A 16,687-nucleotide genomic window follows, 5' to 3' on the forward strand; every position below is an offset into this window, starting at 1 on the left:
AAGGACACAGGGAATGGAAAAAAATCACCCGCAAGTTACGACTCTCGCCGCAGGGTTACTCACGCTGCTTTTCGCACTCAATCCCGGTGCTTACGCTGCACAAAGCGGTGAAAAACCGGTATCAGGTGGTATTCTGAACGTAGGTCTGGGTAGCGATACGCCGATCATCGACCCGCACATTACGGCCTATGGCGTAACGGCGCTGATTGCACGTAACGTGGTGGATTCACTGGTAGGACAGGCGGAAGATAACCGTTTTACGCCTTGGCTGGCGGAAAGCTGGAAAATTAACGACAACAACACCGAGTACACCTTCCACCTGCGCAAGGACGTGACGTTCAGCGACGGCACCAAGCTGGATGCGGAAGCGGTGAAATACAACATCGAGCGTATTCTCGATCCGAAAACCACCTCCAGCTACGCGAAATCACTGTTAGGTCCTATCGACAAGATCTCAACGCCGGATGACTATACGATTGTGCTCCACTACAGCTCACCGTTTGCGGCGCTGTTACAGGGCCTGAGCCTGCCATATCTGGGCATTCAATCGCCGACGTACCTGAAGAAAACACCAAACACCAGCACCACCGTGGTGGGTTCCGGTCCGTTTATTCTTGATTCCTTTGTGAAAGGCAGCGGCAGCAAGCTGACGAAGCGCCCTGATTACAACTGGGGACCGGGTTATGCCAAGCACACTGGCCCAGCCTATCTGGATGGTCTGGTGTTCAAATATCTGCCAGAAGCGTCGGTTCGCCTTGGCGCGCTGAGCAGCGGCCAGATTCAGGCCATTGACGCCGTGCCGCCTGCCAATTTCCCGACGGTGAAGCGCAATCCAAAGCTGGAAGTGATTACCTATGAGAACCCGGGCGTTAACCGCGTACTCTATCTGAATACCACCAAAGGTCCTTTCCAGGATGTCGCGGTGCGTAAGGCATTCCAGAGCGCGGTAGATACCAATGCGGCAGTGAAAGTTGCCTTCTTCGGCACACTGAAAGCCGCCGATAACGTTCTCGGCCCCGCCACGCTGTACTACGATCCGAGCGTTGCCTCCCGCTGGGGCTTTGATGTGAAAAAAGCCAACGAACTGTTGGATAACGCAGGCTGGAAACAGAAAGACGACGAAGGCTTCCGTACTAAAGAGGGCAAGCGTCTGAGTGTCAGCTTCGTTTATGCTTCAACCAACGTTGAAGCCGCAGATGTCGCGCTGTTCCAGGCGGTGCAATATCAGGTGAAGCAGGCAGGCTTCGAAGTCAAACTGACGCCAGTCGATGCGGGTGAATTCACCACGCGCACCAATGCCAACGAGTACGATATCGCTTCTAACTTCTTCGTGCGTGCAGAACCCGATATTTTGCGTACCGTGTTCGATTCGGCCTATGCGCCACCGAACGGTAACGGCTTTACTCGCATCAGCGTGCTGGACGGTAAACTGAGAAAAGCCATTGGCGCGGGTGACGCGGAACGTAAACAGCTCTATAGCGAAATACAGCGTGAGGTCATCGATCAGGCGTATGTTGTTCCGCTGTATATTCCTGCCTACCAACTCGGCCTGTCCAAACAGGTACAGGGCATAGGCTGGGCCACCAACGCAAAACCGAACTTCTATGATGTCTGGATTAAACCTTAATCTGTACGCGATAGGTAAACGTCTTTTCACCATTCTGGCTGTGCTCTGGGGCGCAGCCACATTGACGTTTATTGCCGTCAAACTGATCCCCGGCGATCCCGTCGCTATTCTCAGCGGCGGCGATAACGTGGTGGATGAAGCCTATCGCGCCGTACTCATCAAACAATTTGGGCTCGATCAGCCGCTGTGGGTGCAATATCTGCGCTACTGTGGACAGGCGCTACAGGGCGATTTTGGCGTCAGCTATCTCTATCGTCTGCCAGTTGGCAGCGTGATTAGTGATGCGATGCATGAAACCCTGCCGCTGGCGCTCGGTGGCCTGATTCTGGCTCTGCTCCTTGCCATCACCAGCGCACTGCTGACCGCAGGTCGCTATGGTGTAATGCGTACCACCGTGTCCTGGCTGGAACTCACGCTGCTTAGCACGCCGGTTTACTGGATTGGGATCGTCCTGTTGAGCCTGTTCAGCTTTCGCCTGCAATGGTTTCCTGTCACTGGCAACGACGGTTTTATGTCGCTGGTGTTACCGGTTATCACTCTGGGCTTGCCGATTGCCGCGATTCTGAGTCAGGTACTGCGCGACGGTCTGGAAGATGCGCTCTCCCAGCCGTTCTCGCTCACTGTACGCACGCGCGGCGTCAGCGAAATCCGGCTGCGTTTCCGTCACGGTTTGCGCCACGCGGCGCTGGCCGCCTCAACGCTGACTGGCACGCTGCTGGCAAGCGTACTCGGCGGATCCGTGCTGACCGAAACTGTATTTGGCCGCGCGGGTATCGGGCAGGTCACGCTGAGTGCGATTGAAAACCGCGACATGCCGCTGGTGCTCGGCGTCGTCATGCTGTCCGCATTCCTGTTCGTCGTCATCAATTTGCTGGTGGATGCGCTGTATCTCCTCATCGATCCCCGCTTACGCAAGAAGGCGAGCGCCCATGAGTAGTGAACCAATGCCCTTCACGCAGACGCCATCAAGAAAAACCTATCGCAGCCCGTGGCTGAGCACGGCGACGCTGCTGCCTGCTGCTGTCGTTTTCCTGCTGGCGCTGGCGGTCTTTTTCCCCTCGCTGTTTACCAGCCGCACCGCCGATGAAATGGATATGGGGGCGGTATTCCAGTCGCCGAATAGCACTTACTGGTTTGGCACCGATCAACTGGGGCGCGACATTTTTTCCCGCATCGTTCACGGCACCTCGCTGTCGCTGGGTATTGGCGTCGGCGCGATGCTGATCGCCTGCTTCGGCGGCGTGCTGTTTGGTACGCTCTCGGTGCTCGCACCGCTGCGTATCCGTCAGGTTCTGGTACGCCTGCTGGACATCATGCTGGCGTTTCCCGATCTGCTGCTGGCGCTGCTGGTGATCGCCGTACTAGGACGTGGCCCGGAAAACACCATGCTGGCCGTCGGTCTGGCGGGGATTGCGGGTTATGCGCGTTTGATCCGTTCTCAGGTGTTGCAAGTCAGGCTATCCGGCTACGTTGAGCATGCGATTGCGCTGGGCGAGCACCCGCTGTATATCGTTTTTCGCCATATCATTCCCAATACGCTACGCCCGCTGTTGATTGTCGCCACCATTGGCGTCGGTCATGCGGTCCTGTCTGCCTCAGCGCTGAGCTTTTTGGGATTGGGCGTCGTTCCGCCGACTGCCGAATGGGGCGCGCTACTGGCCGATGGACGCAACTTCCTTGATATCGCACCGTGGGTCAGCCTGCTGCCCGCCAGCGTTGTGGCGCTGTCGGTGATTTCCATCACGCTGCTGGGGCGTCGTTTACAGGCTATTTTGGCAAAAGGAGAGGCACGATGAGCCTGAACACACTTCCTCACTCCTCTCATTCATCTTCATATGCACCGGCGAAGACGCCGCTGCTACGTGTAGAGAACTTGAGCGTCACGTTTCCCAGCCCATCCGGCCCCATTCGTTCGGTTAAAAACCTCTCTTTTCAGGTGAATGCTGGAGAAATTCTGGCGCTGGTCGGCGAATCGGGCTCAGGGAAATCCGTCACCGCCCGCACACTGGTAGGTTTATCCGGTGAAGGCGTTGACGTACAAGCAAACGCGATTGAACTCACGCGCCATGATGGCAGCCTGTGCGATTTACGTAATCTGACCGATCGCGACTGGCGGGCAATTCGCGGTCGTGAAATCGGTTTTGTTTTGCAGGACGCGCTGGTGTCTCTCGACCCGCTGCGAAAAATAGGGCAGGAAGTCGCCGAACCGATTCTGACTCATCGCCTGTTGCCTCGTCAGCAGGTTCCCGCTCGCGTTTCCGAACTCCTGAAAAAAGCAGGCATTCCCGATCCTGAGAGTCGTGCGGCGCAGTATCCGCATGAGCTTTCCGGCGGACTGCGTCAGCGTGCACTTATCGCTTCCGCGTTGGCGGCGGGCCCACAGCTGTTGATTGCCGATGAACCCACCACCGCGCTGGATGCCACGGTGCAAAAGCAGGTGCTGAAAGTCTTTACGGCATTGGCGCAGGCAGGGCACGGCGTTTTACTGATCACTCACGATCTTGCCGTCGTCGCAGAGGTAGCAGATCGCGTCATTGTCATGCAGCACGGCGCGCTGGTAGAAGGCGGTGAGGCGCGGCAGATCCTGTCAGCGCCGATGCATCCCTACACCCGCAAGCTGCTGGCGGCGATCCCGACCGCGTCTACCCGTGGAAAGTGGCTGGCTGGTGCTGACCCGTTACAGAGCGGTATTGCACCGTCACCCGCTTCTTTGGCAGCCAATCACACCAACACCGACGACACCATTGCACTCACGGCGGATCGGATTGCGGTGTCGTTCAAGCGCCCTGACGGCAGCCGGATGCAGGCCGTCAATCAGGTTTCTCTCCAGATCAAGCGCGCTGAAACGCTGGGCATCGTTGGGGAATCCGGTTCGGGGAAAACCACGCTGGGCAAAGTCATTCTGGCGCTGCAAAAGCCGGACAGCGGTGAAGTCCGACTTGCGGATAATGCCTGGAGCACATTAACAGAGCGCGAACGTCGACCGCTACGCGCCCGTATTCAGACGATCACACAGGATCCGCTTAGCTCGTTCGATCCGCAATTTACCGTCGCCCAGATTCTGAATCAGCCGCTACGTTTGCGCCGCGATTTGAGCGACGATGAGAAACAGCGCCGCATTCTGACGCTGCTGGAGTATGTCGGCTTGACGCCTGACTTGCTAAGCCGCCGCCCAACGGCGATGTCCGGCGGTCAACGCCAGCGCGTCTCCATCGCACAGGCGCTGGCTTCAGAACCTGAGATTCTGATCTGCGACGAACCGGTATCGGCACTGGACGTCACCACACAGGCGCAGGTGCTGGATTTGCTGGTGGCGTTGCAACGCCAACTGGGGCTGACGATGCTGTTCATCTCCCACGATCTGGGCGTGGTACAGCATATGAGCCACCGCATCGCGGTCATGAAAGATGGGGATATCGTAGAAACTGGGCCGGTCGAACAGATCTTCAATCAGCCGCAGCATCCTTACACGCGCCTGCTGCTTTCAACGGTGGCGGAGTAGGGGGGGTGAAGAAAGATTGAGTGGTTAAAAACGCAACGACATTGTACAATGATAAGTACCTATCAGGAGGTACAAATGCGTACAATTAGCTACAGTGAAGCCCGACAACATCTATCGGCGACCATGATGAAAACGGTCGAAGACCGTGCTCCTATTCTTATCACTCGACAGAATGGTGAAGCCTGCGTGCTCATGTCTCTGGAAGAGTATAACTCTCTAGAGGAAACCGCGTATTTACTGCGTTCACCCGCCAATGCAAAAAGACTGATGAATTCAATCGAGAGCCTTAAGGCTGGCAATGGCGAAGAAAGAGATATCATTGAGTGAAGCTAATCTGGTCAGAAGAAGCATGGGAAGACTACCTGTACTGGCAGGACATCGATAAGCGGATGGTCAAAAAAATCAATGAATTAATAAAAGAAACGCGCAGAACACCTTTTGAGGGAAAAGGAAAACCAGAGCCACTTAAACATAATCTTGCTGGTTTCTGGTCGCGCCGTATCACCGAAGAACATCGTCTGATTTATGCCATCACCGATGACGCCATGATGATCGCTGCCTGCCGCTACCACTATTAATCCCTCATTGATTCATCTGTATTAGCTCAGATTCGAGCTAACACTTTTGTGGCTCAGGGCTATGTCTAATCTAACAAACTGGTTTGTGTCAGAAGCGGAAGTTACATTTATCGAATCCTGTTGAGCGACGAGAAAGGCAGGTCCCAGAGGACGGCGGGCTTGATAAAGGAGGAGGAAGTGGTCATAATAACAGCATGCTTCTGACTCTGGAGTATCTCCGGTCAACTAGGAAGCCTCTATAGGCAGTATAGTCTCGTAAATTATTAAGGCTCCCGTTAAGCAATTATCGGGGGCCTTAATAATTTGCAACGTATTCAAAGGCGCTTCAGTCAACTCTTTCTGATGGCTGCATCAGATCAAACATAGGTAAAGGATGAATGAAGGATAACAGTCTGGAGAGTATTTTTAATTCCTATTTCAATAACAAAAAAGACTTCTCTGATTTTCATACCCTCATAACGGAAGACGAAGCTAGCCTTATTCCCCTGAGTAAAAATAAGGTTGAGCTTTACCAGTGTTCAGCCCGGCTTAAGGTTATTCATACTTTTCTTTCTCGGTTTGTTTTCAACGAAATGCCTATGAGAAAAGATATCGTTTTTTCTTACCAGAAAGATGTGAATATTAGTGATGCCGTCCGACCGCACTGTAATAGTGAGTTTATATTTAAAACAGACATATCGAAATTTTTCCCCTCAATCAGCGCTGAAGCAGTGTCTCATACGCTTTCAAAATACTGTGAAAATATACGAACAGTGGACCCTGAAGAGGTTAGAGAGAATATCAAGAGGATTGTTTATCTGTGCACTGTCAATAACCGTCTGCCCGTTGGATTTTCATGCTCACCCTCAATCAGTAACTTCTGTTTTTATGATTATGACAATACTATTGAGGCCTACTGTAACGAGAAAGGCTATATCTATAGTCGTTACTCGGATGATCTTATTATTTCATCGCAGGATGAAATGGATAAAAAAATAATCACAAGTGACCTCACGGCGATGCTATCATCAGACGCATTCCTGAAACTATCCCTCAATCATAAAAAAACAAAAATCATTACGAAAAAGTATGAAAGAAAGATTCTGGGAATAAGCATACTTAATGACGGAAAAATGACAGTCAGCAAAGCAACCAAAACGGATATTGAAGTGAAGCTGCATCTGCTCAAAACTGACAGAAAAAAACTACTGAATTATACAGGGATGGATGAGATGACATCGATTCTGTCAATCGCAGGCGTACTGAGTCAAATTAACAACATCGACCAGGACTACCTTTTTCATCTACGTAAAAAATATGGTAACGCCATCATCAGCAAGCTGCTCAGAGGCAAGGAGCTGCTGAAATGATCGTCAGTGTAGATATTAGAGCGCTGCAACACTTAGCTGAAATCAGCGTGTCCTTTGATTTTTCACGCGACCCACTTATCTGCATGACAAGCAGGAATGGCGTGGGTAAAACGTCCATCATTAAAGCGCTCGCCCTGCTCAAGGACACCGCTATCGTTAGTAAAACGTCGTCAGTGTTTAGCATCAGTGAAGAAACGCAGATCGATGTTAAAATTAATGAAGACGTATATAGTTTCAGGTTCAGTGATGGCGATCTTGATACGAAGAATATTCTCAGAGATGAAACGTTTCTGAACGTCGAGCTGCCTATTCCTTACGGTAAGCGTTTCTCAGAATTTCCCTCCTTGGGCAGCATCGATATGACGCTAAGGGAGAAGTACTTAAAAAGAGACTATGAAGAAGCGCATGAACTTATAGCTTTCCTCAATTCCGTTTATAGGGATGAAAAAAAGTTTCAGAATCTGAAAGTCGTGAGCATAAAGGGTGTGAATTACTATTTTCTGCCGCTTGATAATAATCGGTATATACGCGAGGACTATTTCAGTTCAGGGGAGTTCTTTGTTATCAGTATTTTCAAGATGATAACCTCCTCAAGTCGGCTTATCATCATAGATGAAATAGATGTATCCCTTGATTCCTCTGCGCAGGTTTCATTGATGGGTGCGATCAGGAATATCTGCGTGGAAAGGGAAATAAAAATACTCTTTACCACGCATTCTCTCGCCATCATGAAAACCATCTATGAATACGGAACACCAATCATCTATCTGAAAAATGAAAACGGTACAGTTAGCCATAACCGGGTTTCTTACAGCTTCATTCAAATGGAAATGTTTGGGTTCCAAGGGTATGACAAATTTATCTTCACCGAAGACGTAACGCTTGAGCACTATATCAACCTTAAGCTCTCCACTATGGAAACAAAGAATAGGGTCAAAGTCATTTATATTGGAGGCTGCAGCAATGTGGTTGATTTGATGAAGCGTAATTCTGTGACTGGTTTCATCTGCTCATCCAAAGACGCGATAGCCGTTCTAGACGGTGATGCGAAAACCCAATATGGTCACCGTCCGGACGTTATTATCAGCCCTTATGATGATATTGAAGATGAAATATTCAGGAAATATAAAGAAGAAAATGCGGTGCATAATCTCCCGGATGTCGCACCAGAAAATGCCAAATCTAAAACCTACTGGAAAAAGCTGCAGGAAAAACGTAAAGAACATAATCTTACCCGAGAGGATATTTTTACAATTTTGGAGCATGGTTTTGATGAGAAAGTGTCGGTTTTTTATAATGAATTGCTCAAATTTATCAACAGTTAGGCACGTAAAGTACTTCTAGCTCACCGCTGTACTACGTATAGCTTGCTGCTGATAGGGACAGGAAGAATTATGGATGTCATAATCATTTGATCGTTGCCGACTATCAGGTTGAGTCATGCTCTAACACGGAACACTACCAGATAAAGTCCGCGCCGGCACAATTCATCATGCCCAATAGCTAACGCCGTCACTCCACATTCAGGAAGCGCTGGCGGTAGGCGCTAGGTGAGACGCCGAACGCCTGATGGAACACTACGGAGAAGTAGTTACTGTCTTCAAAACCGCACAGCGCGGCAACGTCGCCAATGGTTTGCAAGTCATAACGCAGAAGCTCCATCGCCTTACATAGTCGTAGCTGGCGCAGGTAATGCGGCACGCTCATGCCGGTTTGTTCTTTAAAACGTGAACGCAAACTGCGGGCGCTGAAGTGGTGCTGTTCACAGAAGGCTTCAAAGCGAAACGGGGCGGCAATGCTGGCACGCAGCGCATTCATCAACATATCCAACTGGTGCGCGTCCGCCAACTGTGGGCTATCCGGCGAATGGCGATAACGTGCCGCCAGCAGTGCAATCTGCAACAACAGTGCTTCACTCAGTTGCAACGACAGCGCATCCGACTTCATACACTCCTGCGTCAGCGCGTCCACCTTCTCACGGAGGGTATCCATGCCTTGCGAGCCTAAACACCAGTGACGCTGGCTTTGTGGAAGCTCCCCGCCTGGCAGCAACGCTTGCCAATCGGCAGATAGCGTCAGGCGATTGCGGATATAGAGAATGTTGTCCAGTTCAAGCCCGTGGACGGATTCATAGCTGTGACGATCGTTCGCGGAAACATAGAACATATCACCACGGGTAATGCGGTACGGCACATCGTTCCAGAGGTGCAGGCCATTGCCACGCCAGACAATCACCAGTTCGTCGAAATCATGATGATGCAGCGGAAACACCGGCTGTGGGTGCCGTTCAGCAACCATCACGGCATTTTTGTCGGTGAGAAAATAGTCTTCAGTCTGTAATTTCAAACCCCGTATTGCTGTCGCCATTCCCTCACCCGCAGTTGCCGTTACCTACTCTTCACGAGAAAACGCCTGATGGCGTAGTGACTTAGGTGCCTGCGAGAATGCCTTGCGGAATTGCGTCGAGAAGTGATTGCTGTCGCTAAATCCACAGGCGTGCGCAATCGTGGTGATAGAATCATCACTCTGCTGCAACCGCCGACGAGCCTCCAGTAATCTTAACCGATTCAGATAGCGTTGTGGCGTCATACCGGTGTGTTGTTTGAGCTGACGGTGCAGCGTACGCAGTGGCAGCGAGAACTGATCGGCCAGGCTGCCCCAGTTGACCTCTTCGCTGTAGTTGTTTTGCAGCCAGCCCAGCAGCGCCTGTACTCCCTGACGCTCGGGGCCGTTGGCCTGCGTCTGGAAGCAGTGTTTCCGCAGTTGCACCAGAATGTGCAGAAACAAACTCTCGCTGGCCGCGATCGCTTCCGGTGCATCGCTCTGCGCCAGTTCAGCCAGACTGTTCAACGACTGTTTCAACTGCTGCATCCCCGCTGCATTCACCTGCCACTGCCCTTGCCATTCGCCGTTCGGGCCATACGGCAAAAAGGCGGCGATATCGGAAAGGAAGCGGAACCCGCGCGGCGAGCGGTACAGCATGTTGGTCAGGCACAGCCCTTCGACGTCTTCAAACAGATGCCGATCGTTATCGCGAACGAAGAATACCGAACCGCTGCACAGCGCATAGGGCTGATCGTTAAACACATGGACACCAGCGCCCTGCTCCACCAGCACAATTTCCCAGAAATCATGATAATGCTCAGGGAACGCCGCTTGTGGGGTACGTGGCTCTACCGCAACCGTTACGGCACGCGAAGTAAAAAAATCATCACCACGAAGTAACGTCATTTCAGTTCTCCATTCAGCTTCTGGCAAAAATGCGGCCTTTGAAAAAGAGTAGCCAGAAGCGACAAAACCAGCCTTAAAATACCGTCACCCGCACGCCGTCTGGCTGCTCTTTTTTTAAGATCGCACCGCCTAATTGATTGAAGTGTGGTAAGGATCACACCGCTTTTTCCCTGATTTTTTCGTGGTTATTCCCTAAATAATTTCCCAGATTGTGAGCCCTTTCACGGTCAGCTTTGTCATTTTGCCAGCCGCCTGTTGTTGATGGCACTCATAGGAAGGTGGCTTCTGTTACTGCTCCTTACACTGCAACACATCCAACAAGTAAGGAGTGCGGCTATGGCGGTGAAGAATATCGTGGCGGTGGATTTAGGTGCATCCAGTGGTCGGGTCATGCTGGCAACCTTGCACACCGCAACGCAGCATCTGACGCTGAAAGAAATTCACCGTTTCAGCAATACGCTGGTGTTTCAGGACAACCATCATCAGTGGGATCTGGCCGCGCTAGAAGGCGATATCCTCACCGGATTACACCAGATCGATGCCATGGGTATCGCCCCCGATAGCATCGGGATCGACAGTTGGGGCGTGGACTATGTGTTACTCGATAAAAGCGGGCAGCGTGTTGGCCTGCCGTATTCCTATCGCGACCACCGCACCGACGGCATAATGGCCGCGGTTACCGCAGAACTGGGGCGTGAAGCGATCTATCAGCGTACCGGCATTCAGTTCCTGCCGTTTAATACGCTGTACCAGCTTAAAGCGCTGGGCGATGCGCCCTCTGACGAGCTGGATCAGGTGGCACACCTGCTGATGATCCCCGACTATTTTCACTATCGCCTCACGGGGAATGTCGTCTGCGAATACACCAACGCCAGCACGACCCAACTGCTTAATCTGGAAAAGAAAACTTGGGACAGCGAACTGCTGGAGTATCTGGGCATCCCGCGCCGCTGGTTGAGCGATCCGGTACAACCGGGGCACACCGTCGGAAACTGGACAGCGCCGAGCGGACGACACATTCCCGTTACCGCTGTCGCCACGCACGATACCGCCAGCGCGGTAGTCGGCGCACCGTTGTTGAGCCGCGACTGCGCCTACCTCAGTTCCGGCACCTGGTCGCTAATAGGCATCGAGAGCGACACGCCGTTTAACAGTCCGCAGGCGCTGGCCGCCAATATCACCAACGAAGGCGGCGTAGACGGCACCTATCGGGTGCTAAAAAACATCATGGGCCTGTGGCTGCTACAGCGCGTTTGTCAGGAGCGTGACATCAAGGATTTAGGCGCGCTGATTCAGTCCGCCGCCGCCGTGCCCGCCTTCGCCAGCCTGATTAACCCCAATGACGATCGCTTTATCAATCCGCCATCCATGCATCAGGCGATCCGCGACTATTGCCGTGAGCACGACCAGCCTGTGCCCCACAGCGATGCCGAGCTGGCACGCTGCATCTTCGACAGCCTCGCGCTGCTCTACCGGCAGGTGGTGCTGGAACTCGGCGAACTGCGCCATGCGCCAATCCGCCAGTTGCATATTGTCGGCGGCGGCAGCCAGAACGCCTTCCTGAACCAACTGTGTGCCGATGTGTGCCAGATTCCGGTTCTGGCCGGGCCGGTCGAGGCCTCGACGCTTGGCAATATCGGCTGCCAACTGATGGCGTTGGGCGCCGTTGCTGACCTTGCCGCCTTCCGGCACATGCTGACTCATAACTTCCCTCTGCATCGCTATACCCCGCGTGCGGAGAGTGATTTTGCCGGGCACTGGCGTCGTTTTCAGGCGCTCAGCCAGCCAGAAACCGCCCCACAGGGCAAAAAGGAGACTACGCAATGAGCACACCAATTGAAACCGCCTGGCAACTGGCAAAAGCGCGTTACGCCAGCATGAATATTGACGTAGAGGCCGTGCTAGAACAGCTCGACCAGATTCCGGTGTCAATGCACTGCTGGCAGGGCGACGATGTAGCCGGATTCGAGAACACCGGCGGGCCACTCACCGGCGGTATTCAGGCCACCGGCAACTATCCCGGTAAGGCGAGCACGCCGGATGAACTGCGTGCCGATCTGGAACAGGCCTTCGCGCTGATCCCCGGCCCCAAGCGACTGAACCTGCACGCCATCTATCTGGAATCCGCGCAGCCCGTCGCCCGCAACGAGATTGCCCCCGAGCATTTCAGTTCTTGGGTCGAGTGGGCCAAGCGGCACCAGCTCGGGCTGGATTTTAACCCAACCTGCTTTTCTCATCCGCTGAGTGCAGACGGCTTTACCTTGTCGCATCCAGACGAAAAAGTCCGCCGTTTCTGGATTGAACACTGTCAGGCTAGCCGCCGGATTTCTGCCTACTTTGGGCGCGAACTCGGCACGCCGTCTGTAATGAACATCTGGGTGCCAGACGGCATGAAAGATTTGACCATCGATCGTCTGGCGTTCCGCCAGCGGCTGCTCAGCGCGCTGGATGAGGTCATCGCCGAACCACTTGATCAGGCACACCATATCGATGCGGTGGAAAGTAAACTGTTCGGGATCGGCGCGGAAAGTTTTACCGTCGGCTCCAGTGAATTCTGCCTTGGCTACGCGGCCAGCCGCGGCACCGCGCTCTGTCTGGATGCCGGACACTTCCACCCAACCGAAGTGATTTCCGACAAGATTTCCAGCGCAATTCTGTACGTTCCGCGTCTGCTGCTGCACGTCAGCCGCCCAGTACGCTGGGACAGCGACCACGTCGTGCTACTTGACGACGAAACGCAGGCCATCGCCCACGAAATCGTGCGCCATAAATTGCTTAACCGCGTGCATATCGGGCTCGATTTCTTTGATGCCTCAATCAACCGCATCGCCGCCTGGGTCATCGGCACCCGCAACATGAAGAAAGCCCTGCTGCGCGCGCTGCTGGAACCGACAGAAACGCTGCGCACACTGGAACAAAACGGCGATTACACCGCTCGTCTGGCCCTGCTGGAAGAGCAAAAATCGCTGCCGTGGCAGGCCGTGTGGGAACATTACTGCCAGCGTCATGACGTCATCCCAGGCAGCGAATGGCTGCAACAGGTACGTCAGTATGAAGAAACCATCCTCACTCAACGTCAAGGGTAAGATTATGCAAGCAATTCTCTCTTCCTGGTTTGTACAGGGAATGATTAAAGCCACCAGCGACATGTGGCTCAAAGGCTGGGACGAACGTAACGGCGGTAACGTCAGCCTGCGCCTGACGGCTGAGGATGTGACGCCTTATGAAAGCGATTTCTACCCGCAGCCGCGTCATGAAACACTTTCACAGCCGATGCCTGCCCTGGCTGACTGCTGGTTTATCGTCACCGGCTCCGGCAAATTTTTCCGCAACGTGCAGTTGGATCCGGCTGATTCACTGGTGGTGTTGCAAGTCGATAGCGACGGCAAAGGCTATCGCATTTTCTGGGGGCTGACTAACGGCGGCCTGCCGACTTCTGAACTGGCCTCGCATTTCCAGTCGCACATTGTGCGTATGGGCGTAACCCACGGGCGCGACCGCGTCATCATGCACTGCCACGCGACCAATCTGATCGCCCTGAGCTATGTGCTGGAGCTGGATACCGCTAAGTTCACCCGTGAACTGTGGGAAGGAAGCACGGAGTGTCTGGTCGTTTTCCCAGACGGCGTGGGGATTGTGCCGTGGATGGTGCCGGGCACCGATGCCATTGGCGATGCCACCTCCGAACAAATGAAGCGTCATTCGCTGGTGCTGTGGCCCTTCCACGGCATCTTTGGCACCGGCCCAACGCTGGATGACGCCTTCGGCCTGATCGATACCGCAGAAAAATCCGCTGAAGTGATGGTGAAAGTGAGATCGATGGGCGGTAAGAAACAGACGATCTCAACCGAAGAACTGATTGCGCTGGGTAAACGTTTCGGTGTCACGCCACTGGAAGCCGCGTTGCGCGTGTAGCAGATTTTAAGCATAAATTACTTTCAGCATAAAATTAGCTTCAGCCTCAACTCGCCACGGCATCATCGCCGTGGCGTTCTGCCAACGACTACGGGGGATTCATCCATGTTGCGTAAGGCTTTTGTGATGTCAGTTTTTCCTGACAGCCACGATGAATATCAGCGTCGCCACAATCCTATCTGGCCAGAACTGGCCGAGGTGCTCAAGAACCACGGGGCGCACCACTACAGCATTTTTCTGGATAAGCAACGCAATCTGCTGTTCGGCTATGTCGAGGTCGAGTCCGAAGCGCGCTGGGAAGCGATTGCACAAACGGATGTCTGCCAGCGCTGGTGGAAACACATGAGCGATATCATGCCCTCCAACCTTGATAACAGCCCGGTCAGCGATGCGCTGGAACCGGTATTCTATCTGGACTGACGCATCCTCTGAACCACGCATCATCGTGTAGCGGTAATAACATTAGCGCTACACGATGATGCGTGAAGCTATAAAAAGAAATAATGTGTCATTTAACTAATGAATCCTGTTACTTATAATCGTGACTTTAACGGTATGAATAATTATCGATTATTGATGGCGGTCACATTTTATTTTCTCTATTTGTGAAATACCCACCTCTCACATTAAAAACAGAAATATTTATTAAAATATTAAAATTAACAGGATTTAATCTTGTTGTTGTTGATATTGTTGTTGTTAAATCCTGTTTATTCGCCAACCTCTCTTTATCGAATTACATATTATAAAGATCTTATTTTCTTTGCCGTTATCACTACTACCTTCTATCTATAATCAATAAGAATAGCGATGAAATTCTCTCAACTCACAGTGCTTTCCAAATTGTTACTCGGATTTTCCGTCCTGATAGTTATGATGTTGCTATTAGGCGTAGTTTCACTCTTACAGCTTAGTATTAACAATAGTCGTATTGATGAATTAAGCAGCAGTAGCCTCCCCGGCGTGCGATATAGTCTGGAAATGCGCGGTGTACTGTCTGAAACACGTTTACAGCAAGTACAGTATATTGACTCAAAAACCCCCGAGGAACGCGAAGGTCACCGTAAAGAATTACTGCAAAATGCTGATGCCTTCATGACGGCGTTTAAGAATTACCAAACCGTTGCCAGCACTGAGGATAAAAAAGCACTGATCAAGGTGATTGGCGAAAACTTCTCTGCTTTCAACTCCGTCAACGCCACGCTGATTGACATCGTGAATCGGGGCGATTTGGAAGAAGCCAGTAAAATAAGTGGAGCAAGCTCTGGCAAGTATCGCGGCCAACTCATGAAAGATCTGGCGAAACTCGTCGAGATGGAAATCGCGACAACCAAAGCGATCGTAGACAGCGCGGAAAGCACATACCGCACCTCACAATACTATGTTTGGGGGCTACTGGTGTTGGCGCTGCTGGCAACCATTGCTATCGCGACCATCATCTCACGTAATATTTCTCGTCAACTCGGCGGCGATCCACATTACGCACAAGAAATCATGACTGAGATTGCCTCCGGTAATCTGACAGCGCAAATCCACCTGCGCCAAGGGGACAACAGCAGCCTGCTTGCCTCAATCCACTACATGAACCAGCAGTTGATGAGCATCGTGCATACCATCATGAGCGGCAGTGAATCCATCTCGCTGGCATCCAACGAGATCGCTCAGGGCAACAGCGACCTGTCACAGCGTACCGAAGAGCAAGCAGCCTCGCTGATTCAGGCCTCGGCCAATATGCAGCAGTTGACGCATACCGTGCGACAGAACGCAGATAACGCCAAAGAAGCCAGCCAGTTGGCGCAGCAAACCTCAGAAACGGCTTCTCAGGGTGGGCTTATCGTAGACGACATGCTCAAACGGATGCATGAAATCTCCGACAGTTCACAGAAGATCGTCGATATTATCGCCGTAATTGAAGGTATTGCCTTCCAGACCAATATCCTTGCGCTGAACGCAGCGGTAGAAGCAGCCAGAGCGGGCAGTGAAGGGAAAGGTTTTGCCGTTGTGGCTGGCGAAGTACGGACGCTGGCACAGAAGAGCGCCAACGCCGCCAAAGAGATCAAAACACTAATCGAAGGCACCGTCGAGAAAATCACCGATGGCTCCGCACGGGCAGACAAAGCCAGTCAGGCGATGTCGGAGATTGTGCAGTCGGTGAAAAAGGTGACGGATATCGTGGCAGAAATTTCGCAGGCTTCGAACGAACAGCACATTGGCATCAAAGAGATCAGCGTGGCGGTAGAACAGATGGATCGCGTCACGCAGCAGAACGCCGCGCTAGTTGAAGAATCTGCCATGGCCGCACAATCCATGACCGAACAGGGTGCGCAGTTGCGCGATGCCGTTCGTTTCTTCAAAGTTAATCAAGATCACACGCTGAGAATTCATTAATGCTCATCAGCCCCGCTGGCGACTCGGCGGGGCTGACACCTATTTCTGAGTACTATTTCTGAGCTCTATTGCTTCTGATAACGGCTGTTTCTGATAA

15 protein-coding genes are annotated in these 16,687 nt (G+C 52.4%); 13 read left to right on the forward strand and 2 right to left on the reverse strand.

Features of this window, described 5'->3' with window-relative positions; translation table 11 throughout:
- Positions 1-13 precede the first annotated feature (13 nt).
- From DMB82_RS02790 to DMB82_RS02825, 8 genes are all read left to right on the forward strand, one after another.
- Positions 14-1,627: an ABC transporter substrate-binding protein gene (locus DMB82_RS02790; protein ID WP_116164017.1), complete on the forward strand. Its 1,614-nt coding sequence runs from the start codon at positions 14-16 to the stop codon at positions 1,625-1,627.
- Positions 1,605-2,564 carry an ABC transporter permease gene (locus DMB82_RS02795; protein WP_116164015.1) on the forward strand — a complete coding sequence of 320 codons (960 nt, stop codon included), beginning with the start codon at positions 1,605-1,607 and terminating at the stop codon, positions 2,562-2,564. Before DMB82_RS02790 ends, DMB82_RS02795 begins: the two co-directional genes overlap by 23 nt.
- A complete protein-coding gene (locus DMB82_RS02800; protein ID WP_102117216.1) occupies positions 2,557-3,423 on the forward strand; it encodes an ABC transporter permease in 867 nt (288 codons plus the stop codon). The genes DMB82_RS02795 and DMB82_RS02800 overlap by 8 nt, the downstream gene beginning before the upstream one ends.
- Positions 3,420-5,129 carry a dipeptide ABC transporter ATP-binding protein gene (locus DMB82_RS02805; protein WP_102117217.1) on the forward strand — a complete coding sequence of 570 codons (1,710 nt, stop codon included), beginning with the start codon at positions 3,420-3,422 and terminating at the stop codon, positions 5,127-5,129. Before DMB82_RS02800 ends, DMB82_RS02805 begins: the two co-directional genes overlap by 4 nt.
- A 75-nt stretch (positions 5,130-5,204) precedes the next feature.
- The gene (yefM, locus tag DMB82_RS02810) at positions 5,205-5,456 is read left to right on the forward strand and encodes a YoeB-YefM toxin-antitoxin system antitoxin YefM (protein ID WP_102117218.1); all 252 of its coding nucleotides are present in this window, start codon (positions 5,205-5,207) and stop codon (positions 5,454-5,456) included.
- Entirely contained in the window at positions 5,453-5,707 is a 255-nt protein-coding gene (locus tag DMB82_RS02815; protein WP_116156382.1) for a Txe/YoeB family addiction module toxin, read from the forward strand. The genes yefM and DMB82_RS02815 overlap by 4 nt, the downstream gene beginning before the upstream one ends.
- A gap of 377 nt (positions 5,708-6,084) precedes the next feature.
- Positions 6,085-7,056 (forward strand): reverse transcriptase domain-containing protein, encoded by a 972-nt coding sequence (locus tag DMB82_RS02820; RefSeq protein ID WP_116156383.1) that lies wholly within the window; start codon positions 6,085-6,087, stop codon positions 7,054-7,056.
- Positions 7,053-8,381, forward strand: a complete 1,329-nt coding sequence (locus tag DMB82_RS02825; RefSeq protein WP_116156384.1) for an AAA family ATPase — start codon at positions 7,053-7,055, stop codon at positions 8,379-8,381. The genes DMB82_RS02820 and DMB82_RS02825 overlap by 4 nt, the downstream gene beginning before the upstream one ends.
- Positions 8,382-8,568: 187 nt before the next feature.
- Here the strand turns inward: DMB82_RS02825 and DMB82_RS02830 are convergent, their stop codons facing one another.
- Positions 8,569-9,423 carry a helix-turn-helix domain-containing protein gene (locus DMB82_RS02830; protein WP_102117219.1) on the reverse strand — a complete coding sequence of 285 codons (855 nt, stop codon included), beginning with the start codon at positions 9,421-9,423 and terminating at the stop codon, positions 8,569-8,571.
- A 24-nt stretch (positions 9,424-9,447) separates the two neighbouring features.
- A complete protein-coding gene (rhaS, locus tag DMB82_RS02835) occupies positions 9,448-10,287 on the reverse strand; it encodes an HTH-type transcriptional activator RhaS (RefSeq protein ID WP_116164013.1) in 840 nt (279 codons plus the stop codon).
- A gap of 336 nt (positions 10,288-10,623) precedes the next feature.
- Between rhaS and rhaB the strand changes: the two genes are divergently transcribed.
- From rhaB to DMB82_RS02860, 5 genes are all read left to right on the forward strand, one after another.
- Complete coding sequence (gene rhaB / locus DMB82_RS02840; protein ID WP_102117221.1) at positions 10,624-12,114, forward strand: rhamnulokinase; 1,491 nt, start codon at positions 10,624-10,626, stop codon at positions 12,112-12,114.
- Positions 12,111-13,373, forward strand: a complete 1,263-nt coding sequence (locus DMB82_RS02845) for an L-rhamnose isomerase (protein WP_102117222.1) — start codon at positions 12,111-12,113, stop codon at positions 13,371-13,373. The genes rhaB and DMB82_RS02845 overlap by 4 nt, the downstream gene beginning before the upstream one ends.
- A 4-nt stretch (positions 13,374-13,377) precedes the next feature.
- Complete coding sequence (gene rhaD, locus DMB82_RS02850) at positions 13,378-14,202, forward strand: rhamnulose-1-phosphate aldolase (RefSeq protein ID WP_102117223.1); 825 nt, start codon at positions 13,378-13,380, stop codon at positions 14,200-14,202.
- Between the two features lie 105 nt (positions 14,203-14,307).
- Positions 14,308-14,622 carry an L-rhamnose mutarotase gene (rhaM, locus tag DMB82_RS02855; RefSeq protein ID WP_116156387.1) on the forward strand — a complete coding sequence of 105 codons (315 nt, stop codon included), beginning with the start codon at positions 14,308-14,310 and terminating at the stop codon, positions 14,620-14,622.
- A gap of 390 nt (positions 14,623-15,012) precedes the next feature.
- Complete coding sequence (locus tag DMB82_RS02860) at positions 15,013-16,590, forward strand: methyl-accepting chemotaxis protein (protein WP_102117225.1); 1,578 nt, start codon at positions 15,013-15,015, stop codon at positions 16,588-16,590.
- Positions 16,591-16,687 lie beyond the last annotated feature (97 nt).

The organism is Pectobacterium aquaticum (assembly GCF_003382565.3).
Taxonomy (GTDB): Bacteria; Pseudomonadota; Gammaproteobacteria; order Enterobacterales; family Enterobacteriaceae; genus Pectobacterium; species Pectobacterium aquaticum.

Excerpts from the sequence above, each read along its gene's own strand:
- rhaS (WP_116164013.1), bottom strand. The coding sequence starts at position 10,287 with ATGACGTTACTTCGTGGTGATGATTTTTTTACTTCGCGTGCCGTAACG.
- DMB82_RS02820 (WP_116156383.1), top strand. The coding sequence starts at position 6,085 with ATGAAGGATAACAGTCTGGAGAGTATTTTTAATTCCTATTTCAATAAC.
- DMB82_RS02800 (WP_102117216.1), top strand. The coding sequence starts at position 2,557 with ATGAGTAGTGAACCAATGCCCTTCACGCAGACGCCATCAAGAAAAACC.
- rhaD (WP_102117223.1), top strand. The coding sequence starts at position 13,378 with ATGCAAGCAATTCTCTCTTCCTGGTTTGTACAGGGAATGATTAAAGCC.
- DMB82_RS02795 (WP_116164015.1), top strand. The coding sequence starts at position 1,605 with ATGATGTCTGGATTAAACCTTAATCTGTACGCGATAGGTAAACGTCTT.
- DMB82_RS02805 (WP_102117217.1), top strand. The coding sequence starts at position 3,420 with ATGAGCCTGAACACACTTCCTCACTCCTCTCATTCATCTTCATATGCA.
- DMB82_RS02830 (WP_102117219.1), bottom strand. The coding sequence starts at position 9,423 with ATGGCGACAGCAATACGGGGTTTGAAATTACAGACTGAAGACTATTTT.
- yefM (WP_102117218.1), top strand. The coding sequence starts at position 5,205 with ATGCGTACAATTAGCTACAGTGAAGCCCGACAACATCTATCGGCGACC.
- DMB82_RS02860 (WP_102117225.1), top strand. The coding sequence starts at position 15,013 with ATGAAATTCTCTCAACTCACAGTGCTTTCCAAATTGTTACTCGGATTT.
- rhaM (WP_116156387.1), top strand. The coding sequence starts at position 14,308 with ATGTTGCGTAAGGCTTTTGTGATGTCAGTTTTTCCTGACAGCCACGAT.
- DMB82_RS02845 (WP_102117222.1), top strand. The coding sequence starts at position 12,111 with ATGAGCACACCAATTGAAACCGCCTGGCAACTGGCAAAAGCGCGTTAC.
- rhaB (WP_102117221.1), top strand. The coding sequence starts at position 10,624 with ATGGCGGTGAAGAATATCGTGGCGGTGGATTTAGGTGCATCCAGTGGT.
- DMB82_RS02790 (WP_116164017.1), top strand. The coding sequence starts at position 14 with ATGGAAAAAAATCACCCGCAAGTTACGACTCTCGCCGCAGGGTTACTC.
- DMB82_RS02825 (WP_116156384.1), top strand. The coding sequence starts at position 7,053 with ATGATCGTCAGTGTAGATATTAGAGCGCTGCAACACTTAGCTGAAATC.